The 18,956-nt window shown below is 56.3% G+C and carries 18 protein-coding genes and 5 pseudogenes; 10 read left to right on the top strand and 13 right to left on the bottom strand.

Features of this window, described 5'->3' with window-relative positions:
* Nucleotides 1–211 precede the first annotated feature (211 nt).
* The 4 genes from P6U16_RS25960 to P6U16_RS25975 form a co-directional block, all read right to left on the bottom strand.
* Nucleotides 212–1,204: a HEPN domain-containing protein gene (locus P6U16_RS25960; protein ID WP_277704277.1), complete on the bottom strand. Its 993-nt coding sequence runs from the start codon at nucleotides 1,202–1,204 to the stop codon at nucleotides 212–214.
* Between the two features lie 80 nt (nucleotides 1,205–1,284).
* Entirely contained in the window at nucleotides 1,285–1,818 is a 534-nt protein-coding gene (locus tag P6U16_RS25965) for a hypothetical protein (RefSeq protein ID WP_277704278.1), read from the bottom strand.
* 29 nt (nucleotides 1,819–1,847) lie between these two features.
* On the bottom strand, nucleotides 1,848–2,057 hold the full coding sequence (locus P6U16_RS25970) for a hypothetical protein (protein ID WP_277704279.1): 210 nt from the start codon (nucleotides 2,055–2,057) through the stop codon (nucleotides 1,848–1,850).
* Nucleotides 2,058–2,111: 54 nt separating this feature from the next.
* A complete protein-coding gene (locus P6U16_RS25975; RefSeq protein ID WP_277704878.1) occupies nucleotides 2,112–2,420 on the bottom strand; it encodes a hypothetical protein in 309 nt (102 codons plus the stop codon).
* Nucleotides 2,421–2,640: 220 nt separating this feature from the next.
* On the opposite strand from P6U16_RS25975, the pseudogene P6U16_RS25980 reads away from it, so the two are divergent.
* A pseudogene (locus tag P6U16_RS25980) lies at nucleotides 2,641–2,869 on the top strand (EAL domain-containing protein); the annotation flags it as partial.
* 191 nt (nucleotides 2,870–3,060) lie between these two features.
* Here P6U16_RS25980 and P6U16_RS25985 read toward each other — a convergent pair.
* The gene (locus P6U16_RS25985; RefSeq protein WP_277704832.1) at nucleotides 3,061–3,594 is read right to left on the bottom strand and encodes an exopolysaccharide biosynthesis protein; all 534 of its coding nucleotides are present in this window, start codon (nucleotides 3,592–3,594) and stop codon (nucleotides 3,061–3,063) included.
* 363 nt (nucleotides 3,595–3,957) lie between these two features.
* Nucleotides 3,958–5,126: pseudogene (locus P6U16_RS25990) on the bottom strand (GGDEF domain-containing protein).
* Here P6U16_RS25990 and P6U16_RS25995 point away from each other — a divergent pair.
* The gene (locus P6U16_RS25995; RefSeq protein WP_277704879.1) at nucleotides 5,070–5,198 is read left to right on the top strand and encodes a hypothetical protein; all 129 of its coding nucleotides are present in this window, start codon (nucleotides 5,070–5,072) and stop codon (nucleotides 5,196–5,198) included. The pseudogene P6U16_RS25990 and the gene P6U16_RS25995 sit on opposite strands and share 57 nt — an antisense overlap.
* 397 nt (nucleotides 5,199–5,595) lie before the next feature.
* A protein-coding gene (locus P6U16_RS26000; protein WP_277704280.1) for an IS3 family transposase occupies nucleotides 5,596–7,133 on the top strand; the annotation gives its coding sequence in 2 pieces (ribosomal slippage) (nucleotides 5,596–6,232 and nucleotides 6,232–7,133; 1,539 coding nt in all).
* Between the two features lie 114 nt (nucleotides 7,134–7,247).
* Here P6U16_RS26000 and P6U16_RS26005 read toward each other — a convergent pair.
* Entirely contained in the window at nucleotides 7,248–7,844 is a 597-nt protein-coding gene (locus P6U16_RS26005; protein WP_349017756.1) for a TetR/AcrR family transcriptional regulator, read from the bottom strand.
* Between the two features lie 130 nt (nucleotides 7,845–7,974).
* Between P6U16_RS26005 and P6U16_RS26010 the strand changes: the two genes are divergently transcribed.
* From P6U16_RS26010 to P6U16_RS26025, 4 genes are all read left to right on the top strand, one after another.
* Nucleotides 7,975–8,694: an SDR family oxidoreductase gene (locus tag P6U16_RS26010; protein WP_277704281.1), complete on the top strand. Its 720-nt coding sequence runs from the start codon at nucleotides 7,975–7,977 to the stop codon at nucleotides 8,692–8,694.
* A gap of 783 nt (nucleotides 8,695–9,477) precedes the next feature.
* Nucleotides 9,478–10,503: a hypothetical protein gene (locus tag P6U16_RS26015; RefSeq protein WP_277704282.1), complete on the top strand. Its 1,026-nt coding sequence runs from the start codon at nucleotides 9,478–9,480 to the stop codon at nucleotides 10,501–10,503.
* A 425-nt stretch (nucleotides 10,504–10,928) separates the two neighbouring features.
* Nucleotides 10,929–11,171 carry a type II toxin-antitoxin system ParD family antitoxin gene (locus P6U16_RS26020; protein WP_071835911.1) on the top strand — a complete coding sequence of 81 codons (243 nt, stop codon included), beginning with the start codon at nucleotides 10,929–10,931 and terminating at the stop codon, nucleotides 11,169–11,171.
* Nucleotides 11,168–11,461 (top strand): type II toxin-antitoxin system RelE/ParE family toxin, encoded by a 294-nt coding sequence (locus P6U16_RS26025; RefSeq protein ID WP_277704283.1) that lies wholly within the window; start codon nucleotides 11,168–11,170, stop codon nucleotides 11,459–11,461. Before P6U16_RS26020 ends, P6U16_RS26025 begins: the two co-directional genes overlap by 4 nt.
* Before the next feature lie 99 nt (nucleotides 11,462–11,560).
* On the opposite strand, the pseudogene P6U16_RS26030 reads toward P6U16_RS26025, so the two are convergent.
* A pseudogene (locus P6U16_RS26030) lies at nucleotides 11,561–13,254 on the bottom strand (hypothetical protein); the annotation flags it as partial.
* Nucleotides 13,255–13,459: 205 nt separating this feature from the next.
* Between P6U16_RS26030 and P6U16_RS26035 the strand changes: the two are divergent.
* The gene (locus tag P6U16_RS26035) at nucleotides 13,460–13,768 is read left to right on the top strand and encodes a type II toxin-antitoxin system RelB/DinJ family antitoxin (RefSeq protein ID WP_131640949.1); all 309 of its coding nucleotides are present in this window, start codon (nucleotides 13,460–13,462) and stop codon (nucleotides 13,766–13,768) included.
* A pseudogene (locus P6U16_RS26040) lies at nucleotides 13,765–14,058 on the top strand (type II toxin-antitoxin system RelE/ParE family toxin). Before P6U16_RS26035 ends, P6U16_RS26040 begins: the two are co-directional and overlap by 4 nt.
* A 131-nt stretch (nucleotides 14,059–14,189) precedes the next feature.
* Here the strand turns inward: P6U16_RS26040 and P6U16_RS26045 are convergent.
* Entirely contained in the window at nucleotides 14,190–14,597 is a 408-nt protein-coding gene (locus P6U16_RS26045) for a GFA family protein (RefSeq protein ID WP_277704284.1), read from the bottom strand.
* Between the two features lie 167 nt (nucleotides 14,598–14,764).
* Between P6U16_RS26045 and P6U16_RS26050 the strand changes: the two are divergent.
* Nucleotides 14,765–15,010 (top strand): annotated as a pseudogene (locus P6U16_RS26050) (transposase); the annotation flags it as partial.
* A 229-nt stretch (nucleotides 15,011–15,239) separates the two neighbouring features.
* Here P6U16_RS26050 and P6U16_RS26055 read toward each other — a convergent pair.
* The 4 genes from P6U16_RS26055 to P6U16_RS26075 form a co-directional block, all read right to left on the bottom strand.
* Nucleotides 15,240–15,791 carry a YidB family protein gene (locus tag P6U16_RS26055; RefSeq protein ID WP_277704285.1) on the bottom strand — a complete coding sequence of 184 codons (552 nt, stop codon included), beginning with the start codon at nucleotides 15,789–15,791 and terminating at the stop codon, nucleotides 15,240–15,242.
* Between the two features lie 28 nt (nucleotides 15,792–15,819).
* On the bottom strand, nucleotides 15,820–16,314 hold the full coding sequence (locus P6U16_RS26060) for a DUF892 family protein (protein ID WP_277704286.1): 495 nt from the start codon (nucleotides 16,312–16,314) through the stop codon (nucleotides 15,820–15,822).
* Between the two features lie 54 nt (nucleotides 16,315–16,368).
* Nucleotides 16,369–17,277: a PhnA-like protein gene (locus tag P6U16_RS26065; RefSeq protein ID WP_277704287.1), complete on the bottom strand. Its 909-nt coding sequence runs from the start codon at nucleotides 17,275–17,277 to the stop codon at nucleotides 16,369–16,371.
* A 644-nt stretch (nucleotides 17,278–17,921) separates the two neighbouring features.
* Complete coding sequence (locus P6U16_RS26075; RefSeq protein WP_277704288.1) at nucleotides 17,922–18,551, bottom strand: hypothetical protein; 630 nt, start codon at nucleotides 18,549–18,551, stop codon at nucleotides 17,922–17,924.
* Nucleotides 18,552–18,956 lie beyond the last annotated feature (405 nt).

An 18,956-nucleotide genomic window follows, 5' to 3' on the forward strand; every position in this document is an offset into this window, starting at 1 on the left:
GACGTCGTTCGATCAACCGTTTCCGGGGCATTGGCAATTTGGTCTGGCGTCCCGGTCCTGGGGGTCAATTTGGTACTGGGCGGTGGCGATGTCGGGAAGACCACCGTTCTTGACGCCATTACCCTCGTCGTCAGTCCCGTGAATCCTTCAACGTTGTCCGACACCGACTATTTCGGTCGTGATATCGAAAGTGGATTTGAGATCGAGGCCGTCATCGCGTTGCTTGTTGATGGTGCGATCTCCGCTCAAACACGCCCGGCTTGGCCCCGGGCTTGGGATGGTAAGGATCCTGTGGTGCCGGTAGATTAGGGGCGATCCGCTCGGCACAGATCGCTGCGACGGCTTCCTGCAGCGCCTTTATGCGTTCTACCAGCCAGGCGAGTTCCTCTGCTGAGATTTCGAATGCAGGCGAATAGCGAGCATCGACATAGGCGCGATCGAGGCGAGCAAATGCGCGCTTTGCAAACTTGGTATCATTCGGCCATATGCTGATCAACTGCGGCGCTATGCGCTCGGCTTGCGAGCGCAGGAACCGCAGTTTATGGGATTTGGGGCTGTAAAGGGCTGTGACCAGCAAAACACAATGGTAAAGTCGTTCTGTGGCTTGATGCAGTTGGAAAGCAGCAAGATTGAAATTTCCGCGCTCCTGATAGAATGTACTGCCTTCAATGAGCTCTGTTGAATCGGGAAACCAGTGCTCGAAATGCCGTTTTGCCTCCGCGCGTGCCTCGTCCGGTTCAAGTGATTTCGGCGATGTGAGGGGGAACCCCTGCTGTTCATACAGAACGATTCCGTCGCGGGCGATGTCGACAAAGAAGGGTCGTCCCCGTGCGAGCTGCGAGTTCACTTCTTCATAGGTGTGAACGATGAAATTCACGGGTGCTGTCAGGTGATGGGTAATGGCCAGTTCCTGCGTGAAGCGTTCACCTGCCGTTTCCCAGGCCGCATACTGATCGGCAAAATGGCCGTAGTTCACAATTACCAGGAGATCGTAATCCGACAAATAGCCACTTTTGCGATCCTCAACCCAGTCTCCGCGAGCGTAGGAGCCGAACAGGATGAGCTTCAGAATCCGTCCGCGCTTGTTTTTGTCGGACAGCTTGGTTTTCAGGACTTCTTCGAATTCATCGAACAAAATTGCAGCGACGCGCTGCAGTTCGCGCTGCTTGCGCTCTGGCAGGTGTGCCAACTTGTCGGTGTTCATCGAAAATCCTTCCAATTCAAATCATCATAGAATCGCAACCTTCGGGCGAATGCCGCTGGCTGTCGAGTCTTAGCAGGATCCTACGGTCGTGCGAAAGGCACATGATATCGGTGGAGTATGAGACGGGTCTTCGCCGCCGTGTCAGCTTTACCATTGTAATAACGCCGGAATCCGAAGTCTTTTCCTGTGCCCTCCACAATGTATCCGGGCACCAGAAACTGACCATTCGACGCCGTCCACATGCGTGAAGCTAAGCGGCCGGTGCAAGACGTCAAGTCGATCCACCCGGCGTCGACACAGGCATTGACGATGCAGCTGGCGAGTTGGTCAGCGCTGGGAAACAGCAGATAGGCCGTTGTGGTTACGTGATTCTTTGGGAATTGCGTGTCGGTGTAGGTACAGGCTTGGACGGGCAGGCCTTGCCACTCCGGAAACTGCTTGAGATCTGCCTCATTTGCTGGCCATCGTGCTGCTTGTCGCTGACGTGCGGGTCCAGCCAGGCAGCGATCCATTTCTGCAAAATCGCAGGCAACTCTTGAGGGGCCTTTGCCGAAGCCGTCGAGCCGATGGTGATAAAACAGATCGCCGCAAGTCTCGCCAATGTTGCCCTTCAATCAGATTTCCTGCTACAATCCATCGCCTCTCAACCACGCCACGCCATAAGCGTCACCAATTCAGGGCCAAACTGAGTTGAGCAATTGCGCCAGGCGAACCCCGCCTTGATTAACTGGCCGCGTTTTATCTGGTTTTCATTTTGAACGTGGAGGGCGGGATCGTCGAAGCTGATCGGCCGTTTACCAGTGGCCAGCTTGGCACCATATTTTGCGTCAGCAAATACCACGCGCGAATTCATGATCCCTTCAGGTGCCTAGGCCTCTACCCGCCGCCGCCAGCAAGGCGGCATCCCTCATGAGTTCGCTTTCCGGGATTTGCCCAACCAGCCAAGCACCAGCGAGAGATTGCCTTTGGCGACCTCCTCGATCGCGCAGCGCCTTGCCCATTCCAGGGCCTGAAGAGTTTCACCAGCCGGGAATGCGCGCTGCACGGCCAGTTGCCAGTCTCCATTGCGTGCGAACCACGCACTGGCGTAGGTATGCCGCAGTTTCCCGTCTTCGTTCAGCCTGTGGTCCAGATAGGCACGCAGGTGTTGGCGGAACTGCGGATGAAGCTGGAAACATGTGCCTCCCTCATCCAATCGATGCGCAAAAATACACACCGGAGATCGCGAACCAGCGAAATGCGGAATTCGTACAGTCTTACAAGACGGCACATGGCGAGGGGCCAATCCCGTCCGTTGCCGCCGCCGCTTTCGACGGCTTGAAAGCCTCTTCGATTTTCGCAGAAGACCCGCTAACGGTCGCCGCGGCATCGCGGGCCGTCGACTATCCGATGTATGTCTGCAAGGTTGGGCACGTGAAGAGGGCCAAGGTGAGGGCATACTCCATGCCACGATCGCGCTCGCTGCTGCGCTCGGGATCCCGGTAACCGCGGAGGGTTGAAAACCTTCACCAGTCCGGAGTCCTTAGAAGTGCTGGCTGTGACCTGCTGCAGGGTTACCTGGTCGGGAAGCCGGTCTCCGCTGATGAGATAACCAGAGTTCTAGTGGAAAAACCGCCGCTATCTCCTGAGGCGCTCGCAAAGCAGTCACAATCTCGGATCTCTTAAGTTTCGGGCCGCTCGTGCAGAGTGAACACCTGTTCGACGCGGATAGTTGCCGTAATTTGGCGGCGTTGTGAGCCGTCGGCTGCCGCCGTGGAAAAATTGCTGTACAGCGAACTGATGGTCCGAGAGCGGCCTGTATATTAAGATATTAAGCGTGGACACGAAGGATGCAGCGCCTTGAAGAAGTGCGGCCGTTACCAATAGGGCAACAGGGACAGCAATATTCCGAGCAGCACCAGCATGCCATCCCGTTCGATCAGACCTATGGCGATGACGCAGACCGCGATGACCGGAGCGATGTTGTTGAACGGAATGGGAAGGGCTATCGCGATCGCAGGCGCAAAGACAGGAAGCGCCAGGACACAGGACAGCGCAGGGCCCGTGAGCACCTTCAAGCGCCCTGGTCGAACAATGCGCTCGATCCTTCTCACCATCGGATTGGTATGTCGCTGAAGAGCTGCGAATGCCGATGCGGAGGCTTTGCGGTTCTGCAGGGCGACGATCGCCAGAGCTGATCCGAACACCATGTCGGACGGCCCGGGGACAGGGATCAGCGCGGGAAGGGCCAGCATCAGCATTACGAAACCAAAGCTTGCCTCGTCCGCCAAGGCAAGTGCATCGCCGATCGGTAGGCCACCGCGGTTGCGTGCCGTCTCGGCCTGTCTTGCAAGCGCAGCGGAGGCGATGCCATGTGGCTCATCTACTGTGTCAACCTTCGGACCCGACACCGCACTATCATGGCAGTTGCCGCGTCGGCTCATCCAGTGAACCAGATTGTGGTTCTTCAGGAACGAGGCAGTTCCATGCTGGTGAACTGCGAGCCTCATCCGGGAGATAAACCCCCAATCGTATATATCCGAGAGGGCCTATCCGAACATGTGGCGACAGTTCCATAAATAGGCGCTATCCCACGAAGTATGTCTTTTCAGACACTTAAGTCCTATGACCAACCTGTCGCTGGTTCGATTCCTATCAAGGCGAAACATTGTTAAACTCTCCCGCTCTGGGCGGCATGCCGTTCAGAACAAGCAGCCCGATTTGGAGTTCTCCGGGACCATGTGGCCCCTTCACGCAGCATTGACTCTTCTCTCCTAGTCCGGCTCCGGAGCACCAACCATTACGCAGTTCCGGCCGTTTGTCTTCGCAAGATAGAGCGCGGCGTCCGCTTGACGCAGAAGTTCCTCCGCCGGCACGAGCCCACTGCTGGACTTCAATGTTGCTGCTCCAATGCTGAGAGTGCCATAAGGAATAACGCGAGAGGTAGGGTTCGGAAGCGATGCAGCCTGCACCCTTCCGCGGATGCGCTCAGCGATTTCTCCAGCTTCTTGTTCACCAGAACCCGGGAGGAAAACGAGGAATTCTTCGCCTCCAAAACGGGCGACCTGGTCCAGATCATTCCTCATACAGCTCTGGATAATCCCTGCGATCTTTACCAAACACCGGTCGCCCTCGGCATGTCCCTGGCTATCGTTGAGGTGCTTGAAGTCATCGACATCGCACATCAGCATCGCGGCGCCGGTTTTCGGTGTGTGATCATCTTGCCAGAAACAGTGAAGTGTTTCCATCATTGATCGCCGGTTTGCTACCCCAGTGAGAGGATCAGTTCGTGCGAGCGTTTTAAGCCGCGCGTTTGCATCAGTTAGATCTGCAAGCCGAATTCGATCACGAATTTCAAGCAAGAAAGTCTTTTGAGCGAGGATCGTCGCGGTGCGTCGCGCAACAAGGGTTGCTGCCATTCCGCTTGCAAAAAACAGTGTTGCCGCCAAAGCGTTTCCTGCTTCGATGTTTGGATTTCGCAGTTGAACACAAGATAGAGGCCAAGCGCAAACGCAGCGACCGTGCTCGCCCACGGCAGTGGAATAGGAAAAATAACGATGGCAGTCACAGCCACGAAAAGCATGATTGTCAAATGCCGCTCATAAAATTCGCCGCCCGTGTTAACGCCTACAAGAACGATCGACAGCAGGATCAGAAGCATACTCGGCAGGAGAACCCATCCCTGCAGTCGAAAGCTTTGCCGCTTGCGAAATGCTATCGCGACGAAAAGAGCAGCCGGCGGAAGGATCGCAGCTGGAAAAAGCATCGAAGCAACCGTCTGGATCGGAAGCAAGATCGCGTTAAGGCCCAGCGTCAGGACGTCAAGCACGATAACCCAGACCATCCTGGCGCGAATAATCTTCGCAGTCTGCCGCCAGGAGCGCTCGTGGAAGAGACGACCAAGTTCTCCGTGGAGCCGAATATCACGCGTGCGGCCACGCAGCTGGCGCTCGACTTCTTCGACGATAGCGGGGCTCAGCCTCTGGAAAACGTCCGACGATGCTGCTCCGACTGATATGAACGGTCCTGTGGTTTGTTCTGCCTCCATATGCAGAACCTAGGGGACAAAGGTTCACAAACAAGACGAACTGACGGAGCCGGCGGAATGACGGGGTACGTGATTTCGCAATTGTCAATTTGAAGGCGACGCCATAGCGCTTATTGCGTCAAAACGGGTCATTTGAACTACTGCCGGTATCTGTCGTCCCGGCGATCGTTGATCGCCTCGCCAAAACCATTTGTCGTTTGGCTGTTAGTTGTCGGATCAATATGAGCCAGTTTTCCATTCGCCTTGATCCACCCAGACCGGAAAAAATTGTTTGCGGACAATCTACTATATTCTATTTCGTGAGCCCACCCCAAATGGAAAACCGGGGGTGCGGACGAAAACTTGGACCACCAGGAGGTAGTTCATGTATTCCTACGCAGACAGACTTCGAGCCGTTGAGCTTTATATCAGGCTTGGCAAGCGACTTAACGGGACCATTCGCCAGTTGGGTTATCCCACAAAGAATGCGCTGAGGGGTTGGTACCGCGAGTACGTACAGCATCTCGACCTGCGTATTCAGCCGGTAGCTCGAGCGCCAAAGTTTTCCGAGAGTCAGAAGCAGGCGGCACTTGAGCATTACCGCACCCATGATCGTTGCATCTCTGCGACGATGAGGGCGCTCGGCTATCCTGGTCGAGGAACTCTGACCGCATGGGTACGGGAGGCCTTTCCGGAGACGCGAACATCGATGGTGGGTCGATCGTGGCGCCCTGCCTATCCCGCAGCGGTGAAGCAAGCTGGTGTCATCGGACTATGTAGGGGAGATGAAAGCGCCCAACAGGTGGCTGACCGGCTGGGCGTCTGCAGGCCGACGTTGTACAACTGGAAAGACCAACTACTCGGTCATGAGGCTCCTTCCTCCATGAAACGCCGCAAAACCACCCCGCAGGCGCCGGAACGCGAGGAACTCGAGCGCCAGCTTGAAGCCCTCCAACGTGATGTTCGCCAGTTGCAACTCGAGCATGACCTCCTGAAGAAGGCCAATGAACTCCTAAAAAAGAACTGGGCGTCGATCTGCAGATCCTGAGTAATCGGGAAAAGACACAGCTGGTTGACGCCCTTAAAGATACCTATCGCTTGCCAGAACTGCTCGCCCAGCTGCAAATTGCGCGAAGCTCCTACTTTTATCATCGCACGCGCATGTGTCTGGCAGACAAGTATGCCGCCGTCCGGCACAGCCTTGCGGAAATCTTTGAAGCGAACCGTCGTTGTTACGGCTACCGCAGACTACAGGCGTCACTGGCCAGGAAGAGCGTGATCATCTCGGAAAAGGTTGTCCAGCGCTTGATGAAGCAGGAGCACTTGGTCGTGGCCAGACCGCGCCGACGGCGTTTCGGATCGTACTTGGGAGAAATAAGTCCGGCACCCGAGAACCTGATCAATCGCGACTTCCATGCGAAAGCGCCGAACGAGAAATGGCTGACAGACATCACCGAGTTCCAGATCCCAGCCGGGAAGGTGTATCTCTCGCCCATCATCGATTGCTTCGACGGAATGGTCATCAGTTGGTCGATTGGAACGCAACCAGACGCGCGGCTGGTCAATACTATGCTGGATGCAGCTATTGAGACCGTGACCGACGGCGAGGAACGGCCAATCGTCCATTCCGATCGCGGAGCCCATTATCGCTGGCCAGGCTGGCTAACGCGGATCAGCGAAGCGAAACTGGTTCGCTCAATGTCCCGAAAGGGCTGCTCACAAGATAACGCCGCATGCGAAGGCTTCTTCGGCCGATTGAAAACGGAACTATTTTATCCACGAGATTGGAAGGCCATCACAATCAAACAGTTCGTTGCCGAGGTAGACGCCTATATCCGCTGGTACAATGAGAAGCGTATCAAGATATCGCTGGGATCACTCAGCCCGGTCGAATATCGCAAGAGCCTCGGCCTTAACTTATAAAGCTGTCCAACTTTTTATCCGCACCCCCACCGGCTCAAATCCTGCTGAAACTCAACATTCTACAGCTTTCGATCTTGCTCCGCCCAGGTACCACGAGTTCGGTCTTAGTAGGCTTTACTTAGTGCTGCTCAAACTGGTTCTGGCGGGCGGCCTGGAGAGGCTGGCTTCGAGGTATGCACGACACATGACCACGAGCTGAGCTCGCACATCCTCAGCCACTGGCCCGGCAAGGTTTCGCTCGAATGCGTTGCGCACCGCGCCGAATATCACTGTCACAAGAGTCCGATTAATCGAATTCACGTCGGCAAAGCTTGCGTCAGTCGCGCTTGAAAGCATGGCGGTTGTTGCGAAGTCGGTGCGTGTCGCGAACGCCTCGATAAGCGCCCGATTGTCCATGTCGGCAACGGAGCGATAGAGCGCGCGGGTGAGGTCGGGTCGTTCGGTCTTTGCCTGCCAATATACATCGATAAGCGCCTCGACGCCTTTAGCCACAGGCGCGCCGTGGTGGGCGGCGCAAGTGGCTTCGATTCTTCCAGCCAGCGCATCCAGATACCGCTCGTTCAGAGCGTAGATCAGTGCCTGCTTATGCGGAAAATACTGGTACATCGTCCCGACGGACACGCCCGCTCGCTCGGCGACGCGGGTTGTCGTCAGCTTGTGCGGTCCGTCGGTCAATAAAAGCTGAATGGTTGCCTCGAAAATCGCATCCAGGGTTACCGTCGCGCGTGCCTGACGCGGCTTTTTCCGGGGTTTAAAGAGAGAGGCGCAGGTGAGGGCAAAAGCGAATCCTCAAACTGAATGATCCTTCATATAATGGGTGAAACAGTTGAAAGGAATAGTCATGCAGAAAGAACGTATTGCGCTCGTCACCGGCGCCAACAAGGGGATTGGACTGGAGATCGCGCGCCAACTCGCCGAAGCGGGTATCCATGTCATTATCGGGGCTCGGGAAAACCAGCGCGGACGCGCGGCTGTTGAAGACCTGGCATCGCAGAAGCTGATTGCACAATCCATTCGGCTCGACCTCGACGACCTTGCAAGCGTCGAAGCTGCCGCTGCGACGATCCGGTCCGAACACGGGAAACTTGATATCCTCGTCAACAACGCCGGGATCTTTGATTTTGCAGATGCCCCTCCCAGCAGCGCCTCGATTCAGGCGGTGCGCCGGGTGATGGATATCAACTTCATCGGCGCGTTGGCCGTTACCCAGGCGATGCTGCCCTTGCTGAGAGAGGCTCCCGCTGGCCGGATCGTGAATCTTGCCAGTTCGCTCGGCTCGCTGACGCTGAATGCCGATCCCAGCTCCACCTACTATTCGCAGCGGTTCATTGGCTACAACGCATCGAAAGCGGCGTTGAATATGCTGACGATACAGCTCAGCGAGGAGTTGCGCGGCACAGGCATTGTTGTCAATTCGGTGAGCCCCGGCTTCGTCAAGACAGACCTAACCGGTTACGGCAACATGACGCCGGAAGAAGGAGCAAGGCTTCCCGTCCATTACGCCCTGGCGGGAGAGCAGACCGGCAGCTTCGTTGAGCCCAACGGACCGACGCCGTGGTAGGGTCTCGGCCTCACTCCGTCGAAACGGGACTTGGTCCCCTTTTGAGGTACGTCGACAAGGCGATGTCGCTGCGGGTCCCTTTAAATCCTTCGATAGAGTGGATCCTGTCGTTTGGCATTTAATTGTAAGAATGCGCCCGTTCCGGCTGGAGATGGCACCTAATTTGAGATTATTCGGTGTGATTTTCCGCGCCTGACGCCTTCCGGTTCGGCGATAACCATCTGTAATATAGGAAATTTTCTGATGGAAGCTTGGCCGTAGGCCACCGTCTTTTCCCGGCGGCGAATCTCACAATAACTGCCAAAAACGAAGCTAGAATCTCAAATTAAATGCCAAGTCTCAAATTAAGTGCCGGGTTATCTTGTTGAAACTGTTCGTACCGGAATCTTACGATTAAATGCAAAACGACAATAGGCTTGATTTTACGCTTGGACGACGCATTAGAAGGCCTCAAAAGAATCCGACCCAGCGGGCGGACTAACATTGAGGATGTTTGCAAAGAATATTTAACAGATCGCTCATGACAACATGTCATTTACCAAACTTGATAGCCGGATAATCCCAGAGGCGGCTCTGCTTGTGGCCGATGACAATGGCCGTGAGTCAGATTGGCTTGGGGGGATCGACGTTGAGTTTGCGGGTTGCGCCGACTGGTGAGGCGCCTCGCTTCATGATGCTGCTTTTAATTCAGTGATCGGCAATGCGCCAATGTTCGCGAAAGCCAGAGACGGTAGGGAGCGTAATAGATTCGATTCCCGAAGGTGCCGATCGATGCTATCCGATTTGACAATCTACATGCCGAGCAACCGGACGCTGGAGGGATCGAAAGATGCCATCGAGAGCCTTCTGGCTTTTTCGCAGGCGACCGGTTGCCGGATGGTCATCTCTGACAATTCCCAAGATCCGCGCAAATATGCAGCCTTTAGCGGTCGTAGCGACAATCTTGCCTACCTCACGCGCGACGATACCAATGCTCAGGAAAATGCCATCTCGGCCCTGTCCAAAGTAGAGACTTCGTTTGTGATGCCGATGGGCGACGACGATACCATCCGTCTCGTCGACAAACTCTCTCCGATCGATCTGTCTCGTTTGGCGCCGGACGTCGTCATGGTGCGGCCACAAACAGAAATTTGGGTCGAGAAGAGCGGCGTTCTCAGAACGGAAAATTTCTCGATCGAGTTGGATGATCCGGCGGAACGGATCGCGCAATATGGCCGTACTAGCCTAGGGAACAACAGCATCTTCTACAGCATCTGTCGGTCGGAATATTACCTTGGACTGCATCGTCATTTTTCTGCCTGGCACCCGACAAAGGGTGGATATTGCGACTGGTCGATGACCACCGCGTTGATCGCGTCCGGCAAGGTTGTGCACGATCCCGCCATTGTCTATCGATATGATCTCGGACGCTGGTCGAGTAACGACACACTGGAAATCGCAAAAGCATCACTTTTCGTGCAGGCTGGTTTGCCACCGGAAGCTCATGATTTTTATCCGCTTTTGCGGTTCATCGACACCTATGTCATGCTGATGTCCCGGCATTTGCCTTTGGACCAGACACAGCGGGACAAGACCCTGGCAATCAACAGCACCATGGGCCTAGCCGCGTTTGTCAATGCGGTAAAAGGCAAGCCGGAGCGCTACAATGACACGGTTCACCATCTGGTCGATCTCATATTGGAAGAAGCCGAGCTGAATACCGTGTTCATCATCGCGTTGATGCTGGCTGAGTGCCTTCAACTCGGGTTGAAGGATCGCTACCTCGCCTATTATCAAGCGGTCACCAGCGAGCAAACCCGCGCCGTCTGAAAGGCTCGAACAACGCCGATCCGTCAGCAACGTGAGCACTGGCTTTTGGGATTGGCCCATCACAGGGAGTGCTAAGTCCTTTGCCGGAGCGGACTAGCGCAGGCCAGACTCTAACAGGTGCCCAAAACGCGCAGTTCTGTGGGCAGCCTGAGATAAGTGTTGTGGAGTTTCAGCAGGATTTGCACCGCTTTTTCCCTTCGCGTTAGCCCACCAAATGCGATGTAGCTAATTGTCCGCAAAAACTTATGCGGCATGGGTGGATCACGGCGAAATGACCCAATGGGTCAAACTGACACGAAAATTAACATGTTGAGAAAGTTCCATAAATAGGCGTTATGCCGCCGGGGCCGTGAGAATGGGGGACGTGGGAGCATTTGACAAACTTTGCCAAAATCGAATATGATTCCTTCAAGTGGAGGTTTCCGATGGCGACAATGAACGTATCTCTTCCAGACCCTATGAAGGATTGGGTGGAGGCGCAGGCTAGGACTGGGCGATATTCGAACGCTAGCGACTACGTGCGCGACCTGATCAGACGCGATCAGACACGAAACGACAAGATTGCCGCCATGCAAAGTTTCGTAGAGGCCGGGCTCCAAAGTGGCGTTGGCATTCGATCAAAGGATGAACTCTTTGCTGAGGCGATGGCTCGTGCCAGCAAGTCATGAGTTTTAAGCTTTCTGTCGAGGCGGAAGAAGACATCATTGCGATCGCCGAGCAGGGTGCCCGTATGTTCGGAGTAAACCAGGCAAAACGCTACCACGATGAACTTTTCGCACTACTTGATCTGATAGCTGCTAACCCACGCATCGCACGCGAACGGAATGAGATCGAACCGCCCGTCAGAATTCATCCCTTCAAAGCACATCTCATCGTCTATCGGGTTGAAGACGATGAGAGAATTTTCGTAGTGCGAATTCGCCACGGGCATGAAGACTGGGCAAGTATTTCAATGTAGCGCCACGGATGGAGCTTTGGGGTTTGATGTGCCTTAGGTTCGTATCTCATCAAGACCAGCATAGGATCAGCCGCCTAATTCGGAGATTCTGGGCCAAGGCAGCAGCAAGAAGGATCGAACGGCCTCCGCTGCCGGCCGGGGATAACGGTTTTCGTCCGGCATGCGCTTCAGGATCTCGTCTGTAATCTTGCGATATTCCGCGAGAGGGCTGTCGGCTCGAGGATCACCATGATCGGCTCGAACGGGTCGCGATGCACACGCATGACCCGCTGGATTTCCTTCGAGCGATTGGCGGCATGCCGGTGGAACGCATCGCATGCGCTGTGCCAGTCGCGCGCCGCAAACTCGATCTCCTCCGGCGCGATCAGCCCTTCGATGGGCTGAACCTTCTTCAACAATTCCGGATGCTGGCGTATCCAGCCGACTTCGGCACGGGTCAGCGCCATTGCCACCATCAGCATGTCTTCTTCCCACGTGGTATAGAAGCCACGCCGCTGCTCGCGCCATTGCAGGTACCAATCCCAGACACCTGGGAAGATCAGCAGGCCAAAAGTCAGTTGGCTGAGCGGCACGCCGCGCCCTTTGACAATGCCGGCGGGCGAGGCGGCGAGCGCCCCGAACATCAGCTCGAGATGCTCGACCTTCTGCGATGCCGTTTCCTCGCCCCATACCCCGTTGCGTTGGAAGCTAATCGCCGTCAGCGTCGATGTCTTGAAGCGGATCATATCGGCCATCTCCATGGCCAGCCGCGGGGGCGCCTCGACGACGCCCTGACAGGAGATCAGGATCTTCGATGGTTTCCGTATTGTGGCTCGTGCTGTCTGCAACGGCTTGCGCGCGAGGTGACAGAGCTCCTCCGCCATAAGTGACGCCTGGAAACCGAATTGCATAGCGCTGTTTGATTGCCGCCGCCTGGTAGCGGCGATAGTCGGTCGAGCCCGAGATGATGACCCTGCGCACCCATTCGATGATTTCCTCCCGCTTGGAGAATGACAGGCTGCTGAAATTGTCCGGAAGATGCCATGCCAGCCGGCGACGTTCCGCAGCACTGACGTCTCCCATATCATGGCCGTAAGGGGAGCGAGATTGGTGCGGCAATTTCGCCCTGAAATAGCCTTGCACCAGTCGATAACGCCGCTCGATGCGTGACAGGATCTCGAAACTCGCCACAGATCGCGGCACGCGCTCGCCCTGTATCCAGGACAGTAGCGTCTTACTGTCGAAAGGCTCGTGCAACCGGACCACGGCGCGATACAGTTGCCAGTAGCTGTCGCCGAATCGGCGCATTTGATAAACCAGCGCATCGTGAAAACTTGGCGGGTCGTCGGTCGCGTCAAACAGGGGCTCGGGAAACGCACTGATCGGTTTCGGTGTGGGTCCGCGTTGCGTGGACGTGTTCCGGGTAAAAACGCCGTCAGCCGCTGCGCGTTGCGGTTTCCTGGTGGAAGGAGCGGCTACTTCTGATTTTCCTGACCGAGCGGCCTGCCTCGTTGTCCGTACGTCTTCGGCAATTGGCGGTGCTCCAAGCCATCTGATGGTTGCATCCAGTCCCAAGCGGAGTTGTTTTTTCAACTCGGGCGTCAATTCGTCTTCGATCCCGCAAGCCTGCCCGAGCGTTGCCCAGTCGATGCGGCCATTCAGGCGAGGTGGCGACTTTTGATAGATGACCAGGCTGATCAAATATGGGCGGACGTTTTTGAGAACTTTTTTGATGTGATCGGGGCAATGCGTACCTCGCACAATTGGGATATTTGGCGTTGAAAATTGCTGGATGAAAGATCGTGTTTTGGCATGCTCATTCCATTTCTCTCGGCGCCAGTGCCGAGGGCGGGCGGGAATAGGAGCGGACGTTTAACAAATGGTTTTGCGGCAGCTGCGAGCATTGGCCCCAAGTGTTCAAGAGCAATTCATGGGGACGAGAACTGGCGAAGGCAGCCCTCCAGGCTATGGCGTCTGTCATTCATTTGCATTATAGTCGCAGCCAAAGTGGAGATCGATATGGCTGCAAATGCACTGGTACAAACTCGTATTGATGCCGAGGTTCGGGATCGCGCATCCGTAGTGCTTGGAAATATGGGACTGACCGTATCGGACGCGGTCCGTATCTTACTCACCCGGACGGCCAACGAGGGTGCGCTCCCGCTGGAGCTACTTTCAGGCAGCGAGGCCCATGACGCTTGGTTTCGCACCAAGGTACTTGAAGCGCTGAACGATGCTCGACCGGACGTGTCGGATGAGGAAGTCGAGGTGCATTTCGCTGAACGCCGAGCCGCAGCCCGTCTCAACGCGGGTGAGCGCAAATCGTGAAGCTTACCTGGTCTGCGTTCGCGTTATCGGATCGCGATGCCATCTTTACGTACATAGAATCCGAAAATCCGTAAGCGGCCATTCTGGTCGACGAGCGCATCGTTGCTGCCGTCCGCCGGTTGATAGATTTCCCCGCAAGCGGTCGTGTTGGCAGAATTGCAGGCACCCGCGAACTGGTTATTAACGGCACGCCGTACGTCGCGGCGTATGCAATTACCGAAACTACGGTCCGTATTCTTCGCGTCCTCCATGGTGCGCAGGAATGGCCAGACACTTTGCCCGCGAGCTAGACTTTGTTCTCGGTGCTGAGAAACACCGGGTCGGTGGTTCGAACTTGCATCATGGCGGAGGTTTGCAGCCCGACCCTGGCCTTGGGCATGGCTGTCCCGAAGATGTGGCGCGGGCAAATACGCGGCGGCTCTTACAGGTGACTTGTTCGAGTTGGCTCAGAGCTCCAGTCATCATTTCGGCCGTCCTGATAGTGAACAGGCGCGTCAACCAGTTCATCAATGTCAAGACCGTGCAAGCACCCTACGTTGACGTTGTAGTACGGTACGCCGCTCATGTTAGGCATATCGACCCGAGCAAAAGGGTGCACTCCGCAGTGCTTGCAGAAAAAATGGTGGGCGACCGGATTGTGCCCTCGGTAATCGGTTAAATCTGCTTGTGCGGCCAAAAGCAGAAAAGCTTCGAACGGGACTTGTACGACCCACATCCGCAGTTTGGAGCAAATCGAACAGTTGCATTTAGTGGTTCCCGCCGACACGTCAACAGCAACTTCAAACCGAACCATACCACAATGGCAGCTACCTGAGTAAGCCCTCCGCATTGTCCCCCTTCTCCCGCGCCGCTTTGATTCCTGAACGCGTCGCAACTTCTTGCGCTGGTAAGGCTACTGGGTACGGATTGCCGCAGCAAGGTGTAGGATGTGACCCGAAGCCGAGCTCACAGTACCAGCAAACAATGCGTCAAGCCAAGGTTTGAACAACGTCTGAAGACACTCACCTGAAGACCTTTACCGGCATTCTGCAGGCGGATGCCTATGGCGGATACAACCCGCTGTTCAACTTTGATCGTGATAGCCCGCCTTTGACACAGGCACCCTGCTGGTCGCACGGGAGGCGCAAGTTCTTTGTGCTGGCAGACATCGCCACGAACGCCAAACGTGGCAGCAAAGAAGTACTGATCTCACCGATGGCGGGGGCCGTCAAACGGATCGACGCCCTGTTCGACATCGAACGGGCATCAACATACTTGCTAACAGTAGGCTGTTCCTTTTTATTCCCGCAATTTTGGAGCGGAACAGGAATGAAATTCGTTTCAGTTGTAGTTTTAACGGCGAACCAGTGTTAAAGGCTGACATGGTTCCATGTGAGTTTGATGACGCGGGCGCACGATGACATCAAAGGACCACTGGACATCATGGGAAATTAAAGGGCCGCCCATAGGCGACCTTTACGATCGATGTGGCCTAGACGATCAGTGGTTTCACAGAAGGCACGGACTGCATGCCACCATTATCGGGTCCATGATCGTGGGCCGAAGGGATCGTCCCGTCCGGTGTTAGCTCGTCAACCGCCTTCGGCAGATCGCGACTGAGCCGACTGAGTATTTCATCGGGGGACAACCCGGTCCTCGCGGACAAATCATCGAGGACTTCAGGTCCGAGCGCTTCTGAAAGCTGGCGGTCGTTGATTTGGGCATTCGGCCCGGTTTCGACCCAGGACTTGGCGGTTTCCCCGTGGCCGTTTTGTTGAAACTGCTTCAGGAGATCGCCGAGACCACCCCCAAGAACACCCCCGGCAGACGCTCCGCCCAGAAGTCCCCCAAGACCTCCCAGGCCGCCCGCGCCGCCGCCTGTCAGGCCACCGAGCAAGCCGCCCAGACCTCCCTGTTGTTGTCCCGGTACTCCGTTACCCTGCGGATTTTGAAGACCCCGCAGGAGTTCTCCAATCTTGTCTCGGTTCTGGAACCCGGCCACTGCCAGAACTCCGAGTAAAGCTTTTAATGCGCTGCTTGCCATTTCGACGTCCTCCTATTGCGGAAAGGGATCAACTTTCTGCCTTCTGGTTCACGACCGACGTCGCGATGGCCGTCAGAGCCAGGTCAGTCGCCTGCTCTTCGTCCAGCGTTGTCTGAAGAAGACCGGCTGCATCGTTCAGGCCGAGTTCGAGCGCCCATGTCCGTAGGGTACCGTAGCGCGACATCTCGTAATGCTCCACGGCCTGTGCCGCTGCGAGCAGTCCGGCATCGAGCGCAGGCGAGCCCTCATAATCGTCCATGATCTCGGCTCCCTCATCGGTGATGCCGAGGATGGCGTCACAGGTTTTCTGCTCCGGCTCTTTTCCGATGATGTCGAAGACCTGTTCGAGGCGCTCGATGTGCACTTTGGTTTCGGCAAGATGCTTCATGAAAGCATCCTTGAGCTGAATGCTCTTGGCGGCTTCGTGCATTTTCGGGAGTGTTTCGACGATCTTGTTTTCGGCGAAATAGACATCCTTGAGGGTGTCGTGGAACAGTTCGTTGAGGGTTTTGACTTCGGCCATGCGAGTTTCCAATCTGTGAAAAGGCCACCGGTTTATTCCGATGGCGTGAGGGGTTTAGTGTGTGCGACGGGTAGCGGTTTCCGTGAGGACCATGCCGCTATGCTTGGTGCCCGTTACGCCGCCAAGCCATGAGGCGATCGCGCCAAGGACGAGTGCGATGAAGCCGAGGATGGCACCGGCCGAGACAGCAGCAGTCGCGGCCTGGGCAGCATCTACGGCCTGTTGCTTGGCCGCGGCCATATTCTCGCGGTAGGTCTTTTCGTACCCTTCGACCTGGGCACGCGCCTGATCGACTGGGATGTTCTGTGCCTTAGCGACTGCGTCTGCGGCACGCGCGCGAGCATCCTCGGCTTTAGCTTCGTCGCCAGTTACCACAGCTTGCACCGCTGCAACGGCGGCGTTCTGAAGTGCCTGAGGGTCACTGCCTGTGGTGCTGCGGATTTGCTGTTCGATGCCCGCCATCGGGTTTGTCGTGTTGGCCACTGCCGGGACCGCAGCCGAAACGGCAGTCGCCGTCTGGCTCACGCCGCCGATGACGCTCGTCAGCCCACTGAAAGCTCCCCCGATAGGAGCACCGACCGAAGTGGTAAGCAGGTAAAGTACGACGAGGGTTGTTACGGCCCACGAGGTCAGACCATGAAAGCCACCAGTGGAGTTGCTCGGACGGCCGGAAACACGACTGGCAATATAACCGCCAACGAACGCTGAGATTACGCCAGCGATAGCGAACCAGATACCGCTTGCAATGGAGAATGTGCTTGCATCGGGATTGTCGGAAGTCGCGGGATCAAGAACAGCAGCGCCAATTCCCACGCCGAGCAGGTTCAGTAGGAACTGAACCGCCAGCGCCACGGCTACCCCTGCAAAGATTGCTCCCCAGGCAACCTTGTTGAACGCCGCAGTGGCGGCTGGGTCGCCATAGGCGGTATTGTAATTGAGATTGGTGGAAATCGGTACGGTCATCGTGTGGTCCCTGCGTTGTATTCACGGCTTTGTGAGTGGTGATGAAACGCAACTGGACCGCACAAGTTCCTCCGTCGACACGAAGGTCATATGACGCGGCAAGGGCGGTGAGGCCGCCCTTGCCGTAGAGGGTTCAGTCTCTACGGGTTGGTCTGCCACTATCACCGCCTCCAGGTCGGGAGCAGAAGCACGGGTTCGCGTACCATCATGTGCGCGGCTTGGATTAGATGGGTCGGATTCCAGGGCCGCAGCGACGACAGTGTTCCTGTTGATCCCGAAATAATAGACATCGCGGTCTGACCGAGTTCTTCACGGGTCTCCCCGTGAAACCGCTACAGAAGCCGAAGGCGAAAAAGGTAGGATGACTAGGACCTGGTTTTCACACAGAGACGACGCCGTTTTTACCTGGGCAGGACGGTGGCGTGTCAGCGACGAGTGGGGACCTGTCTACAGCGGCATGGTGGATCAATGGCGTCACGGCAGCTCGACGCCGCGCTTGCTTTTCAAAAACGGACTTTTCCCGCTGAGCTGATCGTCATGGACCGCACGGACGAACTATGGGCAAGGAAGAAGACGGCTACCGAGACACCGACGCTTTTGTAAGTCCTGCGACCAATTTGGCTGACGGCTTCCTCCTACGCAGGTCAGCGCAGGAAGCCGTCGCGTCCAAATTCCTCCCAGCCAGCGAGCTTCCCGCTCGCCTCGTCTGGCCCCGTTTCCGACGGAGGCCCCGAGCTCGAACCCTTGCGCAACGACCGTGCCAGCTTCGCCTTGTATGCGGCCCGTCGACGGTTCTCGGCTGCGGCCGCAACGTCTTCCTCCCGCCATTGATCCACCATGCCCCTGTCGAGAAGGTCTTCCACAACTTTGGGATCGAAGACGTGGAACGTGATCTGCTTGGTGCGTCCCGCCAGTCGCACTGTCCGCGTTCCCGCACTAGGAAGTCGTCCGTCGGCAAGCCAGCGGTGCCTTTCGCCGGGCTTGATCGTCAATATGTCCTGTATTTCGCGAGGGATTACCGGAAGGCTTTCGATGTCCTTCATGCCTGCGGAGACAATGCCGACTGCGGCGGTGAATTCGGTCTTCGCAATGGCGGGCATTGCCAAGACCAGTTCCACACCTTCGAGAACAAGCAACTTCCTCGATGACAGCGGGAGCCGCGCCCGCATCTCAAGGAGTATTCCCTTGGCACGCACGTCCGACCCAAGGGTTGCGGCTGGCGATAAGGTCCACGTTTTAAGAAATTCAACGTCGGCTGGTTCGCTTTTCGGCATAACGAGTAAATGGGTTTCACACGCAGCCAAGTCAACGCGGTCGGACCGAGGCTTCTCATCGGCAAGAGTGGTTCATGGCCTTAACCAGATGGCTATCTACAGGTCCGTGAACCACTCTGCGTGTGGCGTGTTCTTCGCCAAGTGTCTGTGGTAGTCCGGCTTGCAGTCACTCCATCAGACTGGACCTCGTTCGCCAAGGGCGATCTTTGCTTGATCGACCCGCTCCCTCGCGACGGCCGTTGCGACGCTTTCGCCTTTTGCATCGCGGACGGCCCGTCGAGCGGACATCAGTTTACTGATCAGCCTTGCGCGCTCGTTGGCGAGCATTCGAGATTCATGTGCCCTCTCCCCAATTTTTAACGGCAGGGCTTCTTTCCGAACTCCGTTTCGAGGCAGCTATCCTAG

The organism is Rhizobium sp. 32-5/1, assembly GCF_029537235.1.
Classification (GTDB): Bacteria; Pseudomonadota; Alphaproteobacteria; order Rhizobiales; family Rhizobiaceae; genus Pararhizobium.